The 17733-nt window shown below is 68.1% G+C and carries 10 protein-coding genes and 3 pseudogenes; 6 read left to right on the top strand and 7 right to left on the bottom strand.

Features of this window, described 5'->3' with window-relative positions:
• Nucleotides 1–144 precede the first annotated feature (144 nt).
• Nucleotides 145–312 carry a hypothetical protein gene (locus AB0L59_RS35980; protein WP_165939570.1) on the bottom strand — a complete coding sequence of 56 codons (168 nt, stop codon included), beginning with the start codon at nucleotides 310–312 and terminating at the stop codon, nucleotides 145–147.
• A gap of 810 nt (nucleotides 313–1122) precedes the next feature.
• On the opposite strand from AB0L59_RS35980, the gene AB0L59_RS35975 reads away from it, so the two are divergent.
• Nucleotides 1123–3663: a Helicase associated domain protein gene (locus tag AB0L59_RS35975; protein ID WP_365590899.1), complete on the top strand. Its 2541-nt coding sequence runs from the start codon at nucleotides 1123–1125 to the stop codon at nucleotides 3661–3663.
• Nucleotides 3664–4069: 406 nt separating this feature from the next.
• Here AB0L59_RS35975 and AB0L59_RS35970 read toward each other — a convergent pair whose 3' ends face one another.
• A complete protein-coding gene (locus AB0L59_RS35970) occupies nucleotides 4070–6799 on the bottom strand; it encodes a serine/threonine-protein kinase (RefSeq protein WP_365590898.1) in 2730 nt (909 codons plus the stop codon).
• Between the two features lie 465 nt (nucleotides 6800–7264).
• Between AB0L59_RS35970 and AB0L59_RS35965 the strand changes: the two genes are divergently transcribed.
• Nucleotides 7265–8095, top strand: a complete 831-nt coding sequence (locus AB0L59_RS35965; RefSeq protein ID WP_365590897.1) for a hypothetical protein — start codon at nucleotides 7265–7267, stop codon at nucleotides 8093–8095.
• A 290-nt stretch (nucleotides 8096–8385) separates the two neighbouring features.
• Here AB0L59_RS35965 and AB0L59_RS35960 read toward each other — a convergent pair whose 3' ends face one another.
• The gene (locus tag AB0L59_RS35960) at nucleotides 8386–9654 is read right to left on the bottom strand and encodes an ATP-binding protein (RefSeq protein ID WP_365590895.1); all 1269 of its coding nucleotides are present in this window, start codon (nucleotides 9652–9654) and stop codon (nucleotides 8386–8388) included.
• Between the two features lie 448 nt (nucleotides 9655–10102).
• On the opposite strand from AB0L59_RS35960, the gene AB0L59_RS35955 reads away from it, so the two are divergent.
• Complete coding sequence (locus AB0L59_RS35955) at nucleotides 10103–11488, top strand: hypothetical protein (RefSeq protein ID WP_365590893.1); 1386 nt, start codon at nucleotides 10103–10105, stop codon at nucleotides 11486–11488.
• Nucleotides 11489–11511: 23 nt separating this feature from the next.
• Nucleotides 11512–12315: pseudogene (locus AB0L59_RS35950) on the top strand (IS5 family transposase); the annotation flags it as partial.
• 144 nt (nucleotides 12316–12459) lie between these two features.
• Here AB0L59_RS35950 and AB0L59_RS35945 read toward each other — a convergent pair.
• From AB0L59_RS35945 to AB0L59_RS35930, 4 genes and pseudogenes are all read right to left on the bottom strand, one after another.
• Entirely contained in the window at nucleotides 12460–13752 is a 1293-nt protein-coding gene (locus tag AB0L59_RS35945; protein ID WP_365590891.1) for an IS256 family transposase, read from the bottom strand.
• A gap of 197 nt (nucleotides 13753–13949) precedes the next feature.
• Nucleotides 13950–14519: pseudogene (locus tag AB0L59_RS35940) on the bottom strand (IS701 family transposase); the annotation flags it as partial.
• Nucleotides 14520–14523: 4 nt separating this feature from the next.
• Nucleotides 14524–15638: pseudogene (locus AB0L59_RS35935) on the bottom strand (IS256 family transposase); the annotation flags it as partial.
• A gap of 145 nt (nucleotides 15639–15783) precedes the next feature.
• The gene (locus AB0L59_RS35930; protein ID WP_365590914.1) at nucleotides 15784–16137 is read right to left on the bottom strand and encodes a DUF3883 domain-containing protein; all 354 of its coding nucleotides are present in this window, start codon (nucleotides 16135–16137) and stop codon (nucleotides 15784–15786) included.
• A 198-nt stretch (nucleotides 16138–16335) separates the two neighbouring features.
• Between AB0L59_RS35930 and AB0L59_RS35925 the strand changes: the two genes are divergently transcribed.
• Nucleotides 16336–16791, top strand: coding sequence for a hypothetical protein (locus AB0L59_RS35925; RefSeq protein WP_365590890.1), 456 nt, complete (start codon nucleotides 16336–16338; stop codon nucleotides 16789–16791).
• Between the two features lie 140 nt (nucleotides 16792–16931).
• Complete coding sequence (locus AB0L59_RS35920; RefSeq protein ID WP_365590888.1) at nucleotides 16932–17693, top strand: transposase family protein; 762 nt, start codon at nucleotides 16932–16934, stop codon at nucleotides 17691–17693.
• Nucleotides 17694–17733 lie beyond the last annotated feature (40 nt).

The raw sequence follows: 17733 nt of genomic DNA, 5'->3' as shown, positions 1-17733 counted from the left end.
GGCTGCGCTTCGCGCCACCCTCACCACGGGTTCCACGCTTCGCGCGGAACCCGAACGGGGCCTGCCGGCCCCGGGCAGCAGCAGGGGCGGGTTGTGGCTGTCTCTCCGGCTGGCCTCTGCGGATTTCTGGGGCTTGACGCCGGGTCAGCGTCTACGGGACCAAGTGCTACCGATTCCCGCAACGTGCAAAGCCAGAGCGGTCAGCCCCAGGAGCATGACGTTGACTGACGAGAACGTGTGATTGGTGCTGATCTCGGCCGCGTTGATGAGGAACGCAATGAAGAACAGCACTGCCGCGACTATGCCGAGCATGACAAGCCCCTCTCATAGGAAGTGAAACCCGTATGCCCGGCCACCGCCCCCGCAGACATGGGCGGCGCCTCTGATAGGTCCTCAGACGTGGGCGTGGCGGGTACTTGCCGCCTTGTGCGAGGCGGCATGATGCGCGGGCCGGCCCGTCACGGGAACTGCGAGACGCCGCAGGGACAGGATGGCGGTGGCTTGGGGCCCCAGGTCACTCCCAGGACGCAGCGTGAATGTCAAGGGCCACCCTGTTGGCGAGAGTGGCGTCGATGGGCACCCCCCATCGGTGAGCAGCTGCTGTCAGCGCATCTTTCACCTCGTCAAAGGGGCGCCCCCAGTGAGTCGAACAAACCTCCTCCCACATCATGCGGATCCTCATCGCCTGCTCCACCGCGTGCAGGAGGTCCGCCTCGCCATCCGGCGACTCACTTCGCATGTCGCTCCTCCTGTCTGCGTGATTCGGGGTTGGGACCGTGCGGTCAATCATCTGGGTGAATCCGCGGAGTGTGAATGAGATGTGCTACAGCAGCGCCGTGGTGGGGGGTGAGGAAGGCAGCGGACTCCAGGCATGCTTCCTGCTCAGATAATCTTTCATCCTCCTTGCTTCAAAGTTTGATGCAGATAGAATCTGGAATCAGAGGACGGCACGGGTGAGAGCGGATGGGCCGTATTCTGCTCTTCCTTGGTCTCGGTCAGGCGGGCACTGCTGTGTGGTCACGGGACCTCACCATGGCGGGCAACAAGCCGTCTGCGCGCAGGTTTTCCGGCTCCCACCGCGGGTGGCTTCCACTCGACTCTGACAAGAGAAGGTAGATCGGAATGGCAGCGAAGGAACTCCGCCCCCACCAGCGAGAAGCCGTGGACGCGGTGCTTCGGTCGCTCGAATTGCCTGCAAGATCTATTGTGCCCGAGCGGGGACTCAGAACTCAGGTGATCATGGCGACCGGAACCGGCAAGACGCTCGTGGCCACCCGCAGCGCTGAAGAGCTCCGTGCGAGGCGCGTGCTGGTGCTCGTTCCCTCCCTGGATCTGCTTGCCCAGACCGAAGCCGCGTGGCGCGAGGGAGGCCGCACAGGCCCGATGGTCGGGGTGTCCTCGCTGCGGGGCGAGGAGGCGTCCTTCCCCAACACCACGGACGTGGAGGAACTGGTCGCCTGGGTGCGGCCGTTCGACAAGGTCACGGTGTTCGCCACGTACGCCTCGCTCGGGCTGGGCACGCTGGAGCACGCACACGCCGCCGGCCTTCCGGGCTGGGACTTGATCGTGGTCGATGAGGCGCACCGGACGTCGGGTCGGCTGGGTAAGCCGTGGGCGGTCGTTCACGACAACACCCGCATCCCCGCCTTGCGCCGCCTGTACATGACGGCCACGCCCCGGCTGTGGCAGCTGGACGAGGACGCCGAGCAGGGCGCGCCGGGCGAGCTGGTCGCGAGCATGGAAGACGACCCGGACGGGCCGTTCGGGTCGCGCTGCTACACGCTGACGCTGTCGGAGGCGATCGACCGGGGGATCTGCGCGCCGTACCAGGTGGTGTGCGTGGACATCAACGACACCCAGCTGCAGGCCGCCCAGCTCCTGGGCGCTGAGGGCCACTCGGACGAGGTCCGCGGGGCCCGGCTCGCTGCTCTCCAGACCGCGCTGGTGAAAGCATCTTCAGAGGAGAACTTCCGGCGCACGCTCGTCTTCCACCACGTCGTGAAGGAGGCCGAGGCGTTCGCGGCCGTCCTCCCGGACGTCGCGAAGCGGCTGCACGACGCGGACCCTGAGCTGTACCCGAAGACGATCCGGGCCAACTGGCTGTGCGGCGAGCACAAGCCAGGCCACCGCCGCCGCATCCTGGACGAGTTCGCCGACGGGATCACCACCGACGGCATCGTCGTAGAGAAGAGCTACCTCGGGTCCGTGAAGGTCCTCGGAGAAGGCGTTGATACGTCCCGATGTGACTCCGTGTACTTCGCGGACGTCCGCGGGTCCATGCCCGACCTCGTCCAGGCCGTGGGCCGTGCGCTGCGGATGCAGCCCGGCGAGGGCAAGGTCGCATCCCTCGTGGTGCCGGTCCTCCTGGGGCCGGGCGAGACGGCGGACAACATGCTCACCTCCCGGGCATTCGGCGGACTGGCGAAGCTCCTGGAAGCACTCAGGGCACACGACGCCCGCGTGGTGGAGGCACTGGCTCAACAGCAGGCGCAAAGCCGTGTCAGGGGCGTACAGAGCCGTAGCGGGGGCCACGAGGGCCGAGGCGAGGGGGAAGAGGAAGGGGCTGGTGGGCCGTCGGCGCCGGCCCGGCAACTGCTGAAGTTCTCCACACCGCGTGACCCCGCGCAGCTGGCGGCGTTCATCAACCTGCGGGTCCTCAACCCCGAACACGCCCACTGGCGGCGCGGCATCGAGGCCGCCGCCATCTACACCCGGCTCCACGACGACCTCAAGGTCCCATTCACGTACCGCGTCCCCGGCCGCGACGACCAGGCGGCGGAAGCCGAGGGGTGGCCGGCCGCGCTCGCAGGCTTCCCCCTTGGACAATGGATCGCCGACGCCCGCCGCGTCTACGCCCGCGGGGACATGGACGCCGGCCGCGTCCAGCAGCTGGAGAAGCTGGGCATGGTGTGGTCCCACTTCGACGTCGCATGGGAAGAGGGCCTCGCAGCGGCGCGTGGGTGGGCGGCTAAGGCGGGCCACCTCCTGGCGCCGTTGGACGCCACCTACCAGGGGTACCGGGTGGGCATCTGGCTGAAGAACGCGCGGGCCGCCGCCCGGAAGTCCGCCGCCATCGAGCAGCGGCGTGCCGAGGGCCTGCCGGTGGAGTCGGCGGCCGGAGCGCTGTCACAGGAGCGGCGCGAGCAGCTGGAAGAGATCGACCCCTCGTGGTGCCCGGCCTGGCCCGTGGAATGGCAGCGCGCCTTCCACCTGGTCCGGCTGCACCTGGAGGCCGGCGGCACGCTGCCCACGTCGCCGGGCATCGTCGTGCACCAGGGCGAGGACCTGGGCCGGTGGGTGCGCTCAGTCCGGCTCGGCTGGGACAACCTCACAGGCGTCCAGCAGTGGATGTGCGAACACATCCTCGGGATCGAGCCCGTTGGCGAGGACGAGAAGCCCAAGCCACGCCGTACGCAGGCCGACAAATGGGCGCTGAACTACGCGGCCGCCAAGCAGTTCTACCAGCGTGAGGGACACCTGCGCGTACCGCGCAAGCACATCGAGACCATCATCCTCGGCGACGGGAAGGGAGGCAGCGGCCAGGACCAGGAAGAGCGACAGCTCCGGCTCGGGGCATGGATCAGCAACCAACGCTCGCGAGCCGCCACACTGTCCCCGGAACGCATCGAGCAGCTCTCCGCCATCGGCATGCGCTGGACATAGCCGACGGCGGTGGGGGGCGGACTATGTACGCAATCCGTACGCACGCATGACGCAATCTGTACGTGCATGCGCCGGTAGACGCGCCGCACCGGGGCGGACGGCGGATGATCATCGGGCGTGCCCGGCGTCGTGAGCATGGGCGCTGCCGGATCCGTTTCGTGAGCTGCCAGGAGTGGTCTCCGGCTCACGGGTCGGCGGCGTCCTTCTTGATCCGCGCCGCCAGCCTTGCCCTCAGCGCGCAGCACGGCCACCGCATCCGTGGGTGCCGCCTGCTGTTCTGCTTCGTTCAACGGGTCGGCTACTGCTGCGATGAATAGCAGCAGCCGAATCGCGTCGGAGAAGCGATCCCCCGCGTCATCATCCACTCACACGTGGCGTGATTGATCAATGCCTCTGCACAGGCCGCTCAGGGTCTGTAGACAGCGCTTCGGATCGCCTGGTCGACCCGGCGGTCATCAGCAAGTTCATAAAGGAAGCGGGCTCCGTCCGGCTGGGCTCGGAGCGCGGAGGCGACGATGCTCGCGGCATGCCCGGTGAGCTCGCGCATCCAGTCCTTGATGTCGTCTCGTGGTTTCCACCGGTCGAAGCGGCCGTCCCAGTCACACATGCCCTGAACGGCCGTGTCGAGGAGCGCCCACTGTTTTTCGCGCGCTGCGAGGCGGGCGACATCGAGTAGCCACCACACGGCCCGGTCGGCCTCCTCTCGGCTGGGCCAGTCGTGGGCAGCGGCATGCAGAGTCAGGGCCTGGGCCACGGCGGTGGTCTGGGCGGGGTTGTCGAGCAGCGCCTTTCTCACGGTCGGCACGTTCAGTCTGGTGATCACGTCCAGGTACAGCTCGGAGGAGCCGGGCTGATCGGCGGCAAGAGCGAGCAGTTGGGCGGCCGCAGCCGTGTCGCTCTGCTCGGCGTCCTCCAGCAGACGCTGGGCGCGCACGATGGGCAGTTCATTGCCGGCCCCTGTCTCGCGTTCGACCAGGTCGAGGAAGGCGGCCATGTCCTGGGGTCGGCGGGCGGGCTCGAGCTGGGTGGCCTGGCGTACAACGCCGTACCACGGGCCCGGATCGGGAAGGAGGGGCACATTGGCTTGCGGCCAGATCCCGGTGAGAATCCAGCCGATGAGCTGCCCGAGGCTGTAGATGTCGCTGGCGGGGGTCACGTCGTGACCGTCGAGGAACTGCTCCGGCGCGGCGAACCCCTCGGTGCCGATGGCGGTCGTGGTCAGGAGGCCGGCGGTGCTGGTCTGCCCGCGGGGGCGGCGCACGATGCCCCAGTCCGCGACCACCCAGCGGCCCTCGAGGAGCAGGACGTTGGCGGGTTTGATGTCCCGGTGGATCCAGTCGTGGCGGTGCGCGTCGCCCAGGCCTGCGGCAACGGCCTCAACCAAGGACTGCAGCTTGTCCGGGTCCCGCAGTTCGGTCCGCTTGTCCTCTACGGTGGCGTCGGCCTTCGGCATGACGAACCACGCGTAGCCGGGGTGGAAGTCGAGGACCGGCATGACGTGCGGGTTGTCGCCGAGCCGTTGGGCGATCTCTACCTCACGGCGCATGCGCCGCTGGCCCCGTTCCCGCCAGCCCGAGCGGCGCTTGAAGGCCACAACCGTCCCCGACGGCTTGTGCGTGGCTGGGAACACCTCGGCCTGTCCCCCGGGCGGGGCCAGGGGGCGGGACTCCAGCGCGTAGTCTCCGCGCTCGCCGCGCGCCATCTGGCTCACCACGTCATAGCGGTACGCCGTCGGTGCGGGTGCCGAGCGGGGAGCAGCGGGGCGGTGTCCGGTGATCCGCAGCAGAACGGGGCGGATCTGCGTGTGGTCGTTGGAGGGCAGCGAGGCCAGCAGGTAGGCAGGGCCGCTGTCGGGGTCCTGGGCGAAGCCGAAGAGTTCACCGAGCCGGGTTTGGACCATGGGTTCGCTCGTACGGCTGACGACGTCGGTGCGGTGCACGGCGATCCCGATGCCGGTGCCGTCGGGTGAGGCGCTCAGGACGCTGGTCGCGTCGGCGCGCAGCACATGGGCCGGGAAGTGCACGGGGGTGCGGATCCAGTCCGCGCGCTGGCCCGCGTCCGTGGTGCGGGCCAGGTCCATGACCGTGCTGTGCCCCGAGGCGGCGAGGAAGAACCGGCGTCGCTCCAGCCAGACCGCCGAGCGCACTGCCGCAGGGAAATGGATCGGATAGGGCATCTGGTCCCCGACCGTGTCCCCGGCGCGCACCAGCGCAAGGTTGCCTTCACCGACACCGAACGTGGCACCGGAGCCCGACAGTACCCACGGCTCACCGTCCGGTCCGGCCAGCAGCACGGAGCCGTCGTCGAAGTCTCCGGCGACGGCGTGAAGACGGCCTTCATGCCAGCGGATGAGGGAGGAGCCGCACAGTACCAGGACACCGCCATCCCGGCACACCAACGCAGCGCCACGACAGCCGGGCAGCACGAGGTGCCAGTGGGCCTGGCCGCTGGCCGTATCGACCTCGAGCAGCCCGTCAGCGTGGGTGATGAGGACACGGCCTTGGGGCAGGCACGTCAGCCCTGTGGGCCGGTCAGGGCGCGCCGGTCCGATCAGCAGCACCTCCGCCGTCGCCCCAGCCCACGTTCGCATCTCCACGGGCACAGGAGACGTCAGGCGTGCCGGCACAACCATCGCCTCGGGCGTCGGCGCCGCCTTCCCCACGCCAAGCAGTTCGGCCAGCGGCAGGTAGAGCTCCTGCCGGTGCACGGCGCGGCGGACCAGCTCGGTCAGTGCACACACCCCAGCCGCAGCCGCATCCAGATGGGTCCGGTCAAGGACGGCTCCCCCCAGCCCGGCTGCCTGGCGTACGAGCTCGTCGTCCGCCTGATCGCCCGGCCAGTACAGCACTGCCCACTGTTCGCCGCGGACCACGCGGCTCTCGGCCATGACGATCGCCGAAAGCCAAGAAGACGACTCTTCGTGCCCCGCCAGGAGAAGGAGGTAGTCCCGCCCCTCGAACTCGTAGGCCAACGCAGGTACGTCGCCGAGCTCATAGGTCTGTATGGAGTCCAACGACACGGACTGGACCAGCAGCGTCGCGACAATATCGATGAGTAGCTGCGCAGGATCCTCGTCCGACTCCTCCTTGCGCCACCGGCCGTACACCCCCAGCAGCCCACGCTCCCGCTCCTCCACCCCGCTGATTCCCCCTCATCCCCGAGCGTGGTCCACGCATCCGCGTAATCCACCGGCCCTCGCCCGTGAGCCTACGGCCCGGGACGGATCAGCCGCCTGAAATTAGCTGACAACAGGCAGGGAGCTAGGCGCGTCGTGGCTCTACGGACGTCGAGCAGCAGCGTTCCTACAACAGGCAGCGTTCCTACAACAGTTCGGGAGGCACTTCGGAAGTCGTCCCCGAGCTGTTGGTCACGACGGATCGTGCCGTGCCCGGGCGAGGGCGGTCCGTCGGCGGGACGGTCAGCCCGTACCAGCTGACGTATAGGGCAACAAGCCCCGCTTGCCAGGCGGCCGTTGGGCAGGCCAGCATGGCGGCCTGTGCCGGCAGGCGCCGAAGGGTGGGGGATGACCGCGACTGGAGTTGATGACGGCTCGACGGCCCATCGACGAGCGAGCTGGAAAGCGGTCCGCCCATCTCAGTGGATGGCGGCTTCGTTGGTGGTCCTCGCCGCGAGTGCGGCCGTCGTCCTGTTCTTCACGGCCGAGGTGTGCGACCAGCAGTTGGCATCGAACGGCACAGTCGTCAGGGTGTGCCGTCATCCCCAGATGACAGATCCGCCCATGGTCGTCACCGGTCTCGTGATCCTAGTGCTCCTGGGTGTCTTCTTCTCCGAGGTCTCCGGATTCGGAATCACTCTGAAGAGGCAGGTGGAAGAGGCCCGAAGCACAGCGCAGGACGCCATCCGAGAGGCGAGGCAGAGCGACGCGAGACACCAGGAGACCGCCGAGGACCTGGCCGACGGGGTGAGAGAGGCGCTCAGCAGGGCGCAGCCCACCGGTAGGCCCGCCGAGCCGCCGAGTGACCCCGTCGATCGGCTGGCGGCGCGGTACAACGAGATCCGGTGGACCATGTCCAGCGGACGTGCTCGGACGCAGGCGATGACCGACCTGGTGGACGAGATGGTCCGGCTGCTCCGGGGCGCCCGAGATTTCGACGTCGATCGACATCTCCACAGCGGTGACCGCGGGTTGCGGCTGGCCGCCGCCGCTTACCTGTACGCCAACCCGGATCCGGTGTGGGGACCCGCGCTCGCCGAGGCAGCGGTAACCGAGGACAAGCCGTTCAACGAGTACTGGGCGCTGAAGGCACTGCGCGAGGTGTTCAGGGGGCACTGCGAGCAGCTGGACGACGCGACGAGGGCGCTGCTGCAGCGCCGTATGCACGAACTCGGACCGGGGGTCGACCGCTCCGAGCAGATTCGGAAGCTGCTGCGTGACTGCCCGGCGCGGCGCAACGGTCGGACCGTGGTCTGAGGCACGGCCTCACTCTGGGGCGCTGGGAACCACCGCGCAGGCTCCGTTTCGGCCTGGGTCCTCTAGCGGCGGCGGCAGCGACAGGGCGGGGCCTGGAGCGGGCCGGAGTGCTGGGGGCGGCCTGCGCCTGCTCGCGGATCACCGGGTCGGCGATGAGGGGACAGGTCCCGCCAGCAGGTCCCGCGTCGGCTCGGGTATCGACGCGGAACCCGCCTGCTCATCATCCGCTGGTCTGGCCGCGCGAAGGCACCACACGCCGATGGCCGTCCGCGGCCGCTCGGACCCGCAGGCTACAGGTCGACTGTGATGCCGAACTGGTGCATCAGGTCGGTGAAGAGCTCCTGGGCGCTCGCGCGCAGGACATCGTCCTCGTCGACAGGGGTCATCAGGGCAGTCACCGGCTGGATGCGGCGGGGCCGACGGGCCTGGTCGGGAATGCTCCTGAAGCTGCTGTGTTCGGTGACGACGGGCATCAGGGGCGCCGGTTCGGCAGTGGCGATGACCGCCGTCACCGACACGGAGCTGTCCACGCCGAGCTGACGGGCGACGTCATGGGCGAGAGCGAGGACGTCGCGGCAGGCGGCGCCGACGACGTCCGCGTCGACCAGGATGCCCGTCGTCTCGAGACCGGCCGGGTCCCTCAGGGCTTTCCAGGACAGGTTGGCGGCCAGGACCGTGCTGCCGTCGTGATGCAGCTCCGCGTAGACCGGTCGGCCCAGCCTCGGGTATAGGGTGCTGAAGACCCAACGGCGCAGTCCAGGGCGAGGGCTGGACACGCTCTCCAGAGCGCGCAGCGGGCCGACGACGTGACGGTTGCGCGTCAGGGCCTGGGATCGGGTGTTCGCCGTAGTGCTGACGTAGCCAGCCATCTCCCGGCTCAGACGCGGGGCAGTACGCGGCAGCGGCCGGTCGGGCCGGGCGACGGTGATGAACCAGGCCGACGGCTCGGCCTCATCGGCCAGGGCGTTCTCCAGGGCGTGGGCGACGAGCCGGTCGGTTTCCTCCTGGACGTGCTGGGCGCGGGCGAAGCGGTCACGGTAGGCGCGTTCGATCTGGTGCTCGGCCATCCAGGCGGTGTGGTCGCGGTCGCGGTAGGGGACGACCGCGGCCTGCTGGTCCTTGTCCTTGGCCGCGGTGCCGTACACGTGGTGCGGGGCCATCGGACTGGCGGGCACGTCGATGACCAGGAAGCTCATGGCGCCGTCGTCCGAGGACAGCACGTCGATGGCGATGTCGGGCAGGTAGGGCTGGACGTGGTTGCGGATCCACTGCCGGTACTGCTGCTCGTTGACCTCGTCGAGGGCGATGCCGACCGGCTTCGTGTCCTGGTCCGTGACGCCGTATATGAGCAGCCCGCCGCGGGTGTTGGCCATCGCAGCGACGTCCTTGGCCAGCTCGTTCCACCGGCCGTCCCGCGGCGGCTGCGGCAGCTGCTCCTTCCAGTCCAGATCGTCGGACTCGGCGAGGTTTGCCTCGGCGGCCTCCTTGACCATGTCGAAGGTGAGTGGGCCGGGCGCAGCCCCGAGGTGTTCATGCAGTCGCGTCCAGGAACGGGCCATGCACGAAACCCTACGGCGCGGCACTGACACCGCAGCGCAAGCTCCGCGTCCGTGATGCCGACAGCATCTGTAGTGAGGTGCTGTCCTTGCAGGTCTAAAGACACACTCGGGCACTGCCAACTACCGGGTTCCGTGTTAACCGCCCGCCGGCACAGGTCGGCACGCGCAGCACGCCGAGGCGAGGATGCCGGGAAACGGCACGGGGACCGGCCGCAACGGCGGTGTCCTTGGGGCCGGCCCGGTGGCTGCTCCTCGGACACGAGCGGCAACGGACGGTGCACGGGCGCAGGGGCACCTGGCGAAGAGGCATGGTGTCCCGAACCGGCTGCGCCGGGGCCGGGCGAGAGAACGCTCATCGGGACGGTGGCCGCGCTCGCCCCCAGCAGTGTCCATCGCTGCAGGTGATGGACACTAGGCGGAACATCGCGCGCGGGGAGAGGCAGGATGAATGGCCTGGGATGGCGGACTCAGCGGACTCGACGAGTCGGAACTCAACGGTGTCTTCCTGCACCCCGAGCACCGCGCGAATCTGTCGAACGTCACCTGGCTGTTGGAACGGTATGACGCGGCCGGGAACAGCGTCGATGGCCTGTATGACGTCCAGGCGCACCTCTTTCGTTTTTCCTATCGCGCTCAGTTGGCCGCTCAGAGCATCGGGCGTGCGCTGCGTCGGGTGCAGCGCTTCAAGGCGCCTGACTGGCCCGGCGCCCACAGTGCTGAGGCTGCTGCTTTCGTTCCTCCATGGCAGCTGAGCTGCCCGTCCGACAGCAGCCAGGAGGAGCACTGGCGGCTGGAGCGACAGGTCGCCGAGCGCGTCATCCGTCAATTGCGGGCCGTCGGGGACGCACTGGCCTGGCGGGTCTACAACTACGACCGGCGCGCGATCGTCGCCCTCTCGCGCAACACCTCGCCGGGCCCGTTCGTCGGCAAGGAGGGCCTGGACTACGAGCTGGGCAAGGTCGTCGAGATCAAAGACAGAGCGGGGAACTTCGCTCTCCTGCACGACCTCACCTCCGTGCTGCGCGTCCTGGACGTGACCGAGCTCCGGCCCGATGGCAGTCGCATGCTCCAGGAGGTGAAGTCAAGTACCGCACCCAGCGCGACGGCGAAGGCACGCCGGCAGCTCAAGCAGGCGCAACAGCTCCTGGCCGCCATCGATGGGTCGCAACCGTTGCCTGGGACCGAGGCCATCCAGTTATGGCGATCACCGACACAGCTGCGCACGCACGTCCGCGACCTGCGTCCGCTCCTGGAGCGAGCAGAGAACGACGGCTGGGCCGCTGCTCGCATCAGCGACCGCGTCATCGGCGTTTTGCACCTGCTCACCGCAGCGCGTGACGGCCACCCCGAGGCGAAATGGGCCGCCTATATCAGCCGACGCGACAGACTCCTGGACCAGCATCAGGGGGGTGAGCGTGGCCTTCACCGCCTCCAGGCCACCAGCGCCGACACCAGTGCCCGCGACCCGGCAACGGCCCCCTGGGGCATCTATCCCCTGCCTGCCCGCCACCGGGCGGCCCTGATCTGCGACTACCTGATCATCCAGACCTTCGCGCTCGCCGACGGCCTCGCCGAGCGCTTCCAGCGTCGAAACCTGCACGCCCAGATCCTTCTTCCCCACCAGAACGGCACATTCGACACCAGCACCGACGTGCTACGCATCGCTGGACCGCGCCACGGCATGATCGTCCACGGCAACGCCATCTACCAGCTGCTCATGGAGTTCATCCGCACAGACCACTTCGTCTCCGGCATCAGCGAAGCACTCCAACTACCCCAACCGCCGCACCACACGGTGCACACCTTCAGCAACGAAAGGGCAGCCTGGATCTAGGGTCCGTCTTCAAAGATCATCGGATGGTGGATCATGGCGGGGTGATACGTCGCCATGAACTCACCGTCAGAGTGGGAGTTACTCGCTCGGCTGATACCGCGGGCTGTAACGAGCCGGCCGCGGGTGGAGGACCGGCAGGTCATCAACGGGATGGTCTACAAGATCCGCACCGGGATCTCCTGGCGTGACCTGCCCGAACGCTACGGTCCCTGGAAGACGGTGTACACCCGCTTCCGTCGTTACGCCCTGGCCGGTGTGTTCACCCGAGCTCTGCAGCAGATCCAGGCCAAGGCCGATGCGGCCGGTGACATCGACTGGCTGGTACAGATCGACTCCACCATCGTCCGCGCCCACCAGCACGCCGGCGCGACCGGCCGAAAAGGGGGCAGCAGCGGCCGGACGAACCGGACGATCACGCCCTCGGCCGATCCCGAGGCGGACTGACCACCAAGATCCATCTCGCCTGCGACGGCAAAGGCCGCCCGCTCGCGATCCTGCTGACGCCCGGCCAACGCCACGACAGTGTTTGTGCACAACCCCTTCTGGAACGAATCCGAGTTCCCCGCACCAGCCTGGGCCGACCGCGCTGCAGGCCCGACCAGGTCGTCGCAGACAAGGCTTACAGCTCCCGCGGCTTCCGTGCCTACCTGCGAAAACGCGGCATCGTGCACACCATCCCAGAGAAGGCCGACCAGCGACGGCATCGGCTGAGACGCGGCTTCCGCGGCGGCAGACCACCAGGGTTCGACCGAGAGACCTACCGCCAGCGCAACGTCATCGAGCGCTGCTTCAACCGCCTCAAGGGCTTCCGCGGGATCGCGACCAGATAGGAAAAGACCGCCACCTCTTACGAAGCAGCGGTCAGTCTCGCGTCATTCCTGCTCTGGGCAAGATCCGTTTGAAGACGGACCCTAGTACTGCAACGGTGCTTGCCGGGTCTGTCAAACGAGCGGTGTAATCGGGGTTGACGGTTACTGACGGGCTGCGGAGAGGCGGCCGTCGAAGGTGATGTCGAAGGCGTTCAGCGCGGTCTTCCAGCGCATGGTCCAACGGGTCTGGCCCTTATCCGTGGGGTCGAGCGACATGATCGCCATGTAGACGCACTTCAACGCGGCCTGCTCGTTCGGGAAGTGCCCGCGGGCCTTGACCGCCCGGCGGATACGGGCGTTGACCGACTCGATCGCGTTCGTCGTGCAGACGATGCGGCGGATCTCGGTGTCGAACCGCAGGAACGGGGTGAACTCCTCCCAGGCGTTCTCCCACAGCTTCACGATCGCCGGGTATTTCCTGCCCCAGGCGTCGGCGAACTCGGCGAACCCGTCCAGGGCGGCCTCCTCGGTCGGCGCCGTGTAGACGGGCTTCAAAAGTTTGGCGATCTTGTCCCAGTCCTGGCGGGCTGCGTAGCGGAAGGAGTTCCGCAGCAGGTGCACCACGCAGGTCTGCACGATCGTCCGCGGCCAGACCGTCTCCACCGCCTCGGGCAGGCCCTTGAGCCCGTCGCAGACCAGCATCAGCACATCGCTCACGCCGCGGTTCTTGATCTCGGTGAGGATGTGCAGCCAGTGCTTGGCGCCCTCGCCGCCGTCACCGGCCCACAGCCCCAAGATCTCCCGCCGGCCCTCGGTGGTCACGGCCAGAGCCACGTAGATGGGCCGGTTGGCCACCGCACCGTCGCGGATCTTCACGTGGATGGCGTCGATGAAGACCACCGGATAGACGGCGTCGAGGGGACGGCTTTGCCATTCGGCCATGCCCTCCAGCACCTTGTCGGTGATGGTGGAGATGGTCTGCCGGGAGACCTCGGCGCCATAGACCTCGGCCAGGTGCGCCTGCACCTCGCCGGTGGTCAGGCCCTTCGCGGCCAGCGAGATGACCATCTCGTCGACGCCGGTCAGGCGCTTCTGCCGCTTCTTGACGATCTTTGGTTCGAAGGAGCCGTCGCGGTCGCGGGGCACGATTATCTCCACCGGTCCGACATCGGTCAGGACGGTCTTGGAGCGTTTGCCGTTGCGGGAGTTGCCACCGTTCTTGCCGGCCGGGTCGTGCTTGTCATAGCCGAGGTGGTCGGTGATCTCGCCTTCCAGGGCGGACTCCAGCAGCCGCTTGGTCAGCTGCTGGAGCAGCCCGCCCTCACCGGTCAGCTGCAGACCCTCGGCCTGGGCTCGGCCCACCAGCTCGTCGATCAACTGGTCGTCCACAGCCTTTGCCTGCACAGCCTCCACGGGCTCGACAGTCTCGGATCCGGACACGTTCTCACTGGTCATCGATGCATCTTCCATGATCGGGAGTTACACCGAACGTCTTACAGTCCCTGCTTGCCGTGACTGATGGCCAGTTCAGGGGCTGTGTCCGCGCCGCTTGTAGTGGCTGGTGCGGGCCTGGTGTTGTCGTCGTCGGCGCCAGGTCGACCAGTGCAGGATGTGCTCGACGGGTGGGGGCCGGCGGTCGGTGAGGCGGGTGATCAGCCGTCGTATCTCGGCGAGGCTGAGGTGGATGAGCTGGGAGGATCCGTTTCTGCTTTCCCGGCATCGAGCTCGCGGGCGCGCAGGACGGTCAGGCAGGCGTGGGCAGCCATGGCCAGGGTCATGTGGCGGTGCCAGCCGGGGTAGCGGCGGACCTGGTAGTCGTCCAGGCCGCACTCCTGTTTCGCGCTCTGGAAGCATTCCTCGATGGCCCACCTGCTGCCCGCGATACGGATCAGGTCGTCCAGCGTGGTCTCGGCGGGGCAGTAGGCGATGTAGTAGGAGATCTCCGTGGGGCGGGCGACGCTGCGGCGGGCGATGACCCAGTGGCGGCGGTCGGGCCGGTGCCAGGGCCGCACCTCGACGCGGGCCCACTCGTAGATCCGCAGGCCGTGGGCCCCGTTGCCGCAGGAACGGCGCTTCCATTTCTGCCGGGCAAGGCCGTTGAACAGGTCGTGGACGGGATGGTCGATCGCCCAGCGGGTGACCACGGTGTCGTGCCGGGTGGTGGCCATGACGTGGAAGACGTCCGCCCGCTCCAGCTCGGACCGCCAGCCCTTGGAGAAGCCGTTTCTGTTCGGACAGGACCGCGCCGACCAGGCGGATCAGGGCGGTGCGGTCGGGGAAGATGCCGACCACGTCGGTGCGGCGGCGGATCTCCTTGTTGAGCCGTTCCTGCGGATTGTTCGACCAGATCTGCCGCCAGATCTCACGCGGGAACGCGGTGAATGCCAGCAGATCGTGCTGGGCGGTGTCCAAGTGGACTGCCGCTTTGGGGAACTTGGCTTCCAGTGCGTCGAGCACGTGACGCATCTGGGCTTGAACTCGGTGTCGGGCTGTTCGAAGACGGTCCGCAGCAGAGTGGCCACCCACGGCTGGGCGGACTTCGGGACCTGGCTCAGCAGATTCCGGGCGTAATGCGTGCGGCATCGCTGCCAGGAGGTGCCGGGAAGAACCGCGCCGATCGCGTTCACCAGGCCCGTATGGGCGTCGGAGATGACCAACTGAACGCCGGACAGTCCACGGGCGGTCAACGAGCGCAGGAAGGCGAGCCAGCCGGCGCCGTCCTCGGCGGTGGCGACATCGATGCCGAGGATCTCGCGGTGCCCGTCTGCGTTGACGCCGACCGCGACCAGGGCGTGGACGTTGACGATGCGGCCACCTTCGCGGACTTTCTGGGTCAGCGCGTCGACCCAGACGAACGTATAGGGCCCGGCGTCCAGTGGCCGGTTGCGGAAGGCGGCGACCTGCTCGTCCAGGTGCTTGGCCATCGCGGACACCTGGGACTTCGACAGCTGCGTGACCCCGAGGGACTCGGCGAGCTTCTCGACCCGGCGGGTTGAGACACCGAGCAGGTAGGCAGTGGCAACCACCGAGACCAAGGCCTGCTCGGCCCGACGTCGTCGTTCCAGTAGCCAGTGCGGAAAGTAACTGCCCGACCTGAGCTTGGGGATGGCGAGTTCGACGGTGCCGACGCGGGTGTCCCACTCGCGCGGGCGATATCCGTTGCGGTGGTTGACCCTTTCGTCGCTGACCTGCCCGTATTCGGCGTTGCAGAGGGCGTCGGCCTCGGCGGACATGAGGGCGTCGGCGAATGTCTTGACCATCGCGCGCAGCAGATCGGGACTCGCCGCGGCGAGGTTGTCCTCCGTGAGAGCGTGCAGGGGCAGACTGTCGGGTGCGGTCATCGTGCTGATCTCCTTCGGGCTTCGACACCTCGAAGATCAGCCGGTGGCCGTTCATCTATGCGGGCATCATCCCGACGCCGGAGCAAACCCCCGGATCAGGTCGAACCCGTACACCACTTCCCTGGACGCAACCCCCCGCGAGTCGTCAATCACCTACGTGTGGGCGGTACTCGTACACGATCGGCCGGCTACCCGTCACAACCTCGGCTCCTGTCAGCACGGTGATCGTCGGTCGACTGCCGAGTACATCGGTCACAGCAGCCAAGCGCCAGCAGGAATCGGCAGCTGCCGTTCTGTACTCGTTGGCCGTCAACAAGAACGCCGCCTGCGGACCGGAGATCCCCTTGACCTCGACGTGCAGTTCACCATGGTCGAGCGCCGTGCAGGTGACATCCCAGCCACATTTATGGGCTGACACGTCGGTGACCGTGAAGCCCAAGCCACGATAGTGAGCCATGACCTGTTCCATGGCCGCCTGTTCGACTACCTGATTGGCCAGGGGATTGCCAAAGGCAGCGCCCGTCGCGCCTACAATGAGTGGTGTGCATCGTAAAGTGGCAGGTCACGGGCCTGGTGTGATTCCGTGCCCCGGTGCTCGTGCTGGTCGTGCGCGGCAGTCTGCCGTGTAGATCATTGGGCAGGGAGGACTTCGCGGGTTCTGGTCCGTTCCGGCCCGGGGGCTCTTACGCTCCCGGGCATGGTGGACCCCGAGGTACTGGAACGGATCGCCGCGCACCGCGCGGAACTGGACAGTCTGGAAGAACAGCTGGTCAAGCAACTGGACCAGGTGCGGGCCGAGCGGGACGAACTCGCAGTCGCCGAGCGGGTTCTGGCGCGGATGAGCGAGCAGATCGCCGGGGAACGGGCTGCCGTCGCACCAGCGTCGGCGCAGGTCGGCGGGCGGGCGGTGCTGCTGGTCCCGCACCGCGGCGACAGTGTTGACGAGGCCGCGCTTCCCGGGGACTACGGCCGGATCCTGGCGATCGTACGGGCCGCCGGCGGTCCGGTGCAGGTGCGGGCGGTGGGCGAAGAGCTGGGCCTTCAGGTGGAGGTGCGCGGGAAGCTGGAGCCGCTGCGGGCAAAGCTGGTCAAGCTCGCGGACCGCGGCTGGCTGCACAAGCGCGGCGACGGGAAATTCACCGCGCGCCTGTAGCCGCGCCTGCCCGGCAGCCGCAGTGGCGTAACTGGAGGGCCCTCGGCGGCAGTTGAGTTTGCTGTGAAGAAAAGCAACAGCCTCGCCGGGGGCCCGACGGTCTTGTCTACACCGCTCGCCTGCCGCTGTCGAGCGCCACCTTGAACTGGCTCAGCTGCCTGATACGCGGCCACCTGAAGAAGATCGGATCGCGGTGGCGGGCCCTGTCCGCGGGGAAGATCGCCGCCATCGTGCTGGCGGTGCTGCGATGTGACCAACGGCCCGGCGACCTGGCCGGCGGGAACGGGGTGCACCGCACCACGGTGTCCCGGTGGGTGCGGGAAGTCGTCGGGCTGCTGACCGCCCGCGCCCCGCGCCTGGACCGCGCGCTGAAGAAGATCGCACGATCGGGTGGCGGGGTGGTCCTGCTGGACGGCTCCCTGATCCGCACCCACCGCCGCACCGGGACCGAGAACCGGAAGAACTACTCCGGCAAGCACAAGTGCCACGGCCTGCTCGTGATCGCGCTCACCGACGACAAGGGCCGACTGGTCTGGGTGAGCGCGGTCCGGCCCGGACGCACCTCGGAGATCACCGCCTTCCGCCACGACAAACTGACCGCCCACCTGCGCGCGGCCGGCCTCGGCGCGATCGCCGACCTGGGCTTCGTCGGCCTCGACGACAGCGGCCCGGACGCGGACCCGGCGGTGATCACCGGCTACAAGGCGGCCCGCAACCGGCCCCTGACCAGGGGCCAGAAGCTGTCTAACAAGGCGCTGGCCGCGGTCCGGGCCCCGGTCGAGCACGGCTTCGCGCACCTGAAGAACTGGCGCGTGCTCGGCAAGGTCCGCACCGACCCGAGGTGGGCGACCGCGCTGGTGCGGGCCCTGCTCGTCCTGACGAACCGGGAAGTCGCCCGCTGACCGGCGATCTCCACCGATCGTTCTGGCTCTCGCCTGGGCC

It is taken from the genome of Streptomyces sp. NPDC052109 (assembly GCF_040680195.1).
Lineage (GTDB): Bacteria > Actinomycetota > Actinomycetes > Streptomycetales > Streptomycetaceae > Streptomyces.
The sequence above is the reverse complement of the archived record's forward strand: the minus strand, read 5'-3'. Positions and strand labels throughout refer to the sequence as shown.

Bases quoted from the DNA above. Each gene is read 5' to 3' on its own strand.
- AB0L59_RS35980 (WP_165939570.1), bottom strand. From the start codon at position 312: ATGCTCGGCATAGTCGCGGCAGTGCTGTTCTTCATTGCGTTCCTCATC.
- AB0L59_RS35975 (WP_365590899.1), top strand. From the start codon at position 1,123: ATGGCAGCGAAGGAACTCCGCCCCCACCAGCGAGAAGCCGTGGACGCG.
- AB0L59_RS35965 (WP_365590897.1), top strand. From the start codon at position 7,265: ATGGCGGCTTCGTTGGTGGTCCTCGCCGCGAGTGCGGCCGTCGTCCTG.
- AB0L59_RS35960 (WP_365590895.1), bottom strand. From the start codon at position 9,654: ATGGCCCGTTCCTGGACGCGACTGCATGAACACCTCGGGGCTGCGCCC.
- AB0L59_RS35955 (WP_365590893.1), top strand. From the start codon at position 10,103: ATGGCCTGGGATGGCGGACTCAGCGGACTCGACGAGTCGGAACTCAAC.
- AB0L59_RS35945 (WP_365590891.1), bottom strand. From the start codon at position 13,752: ATGACCAGTGAGAACGTGTCCGGATCCGAGACTGTCGAGCCCGTGGAG.
- AB0L59_RS35925 (WP_365590890.1), top strand. From the start codon at position 16,336: ATGGTGGACCCCGAGGTACTGGAACGGATCGCCGCGCACCGCGCGGAA.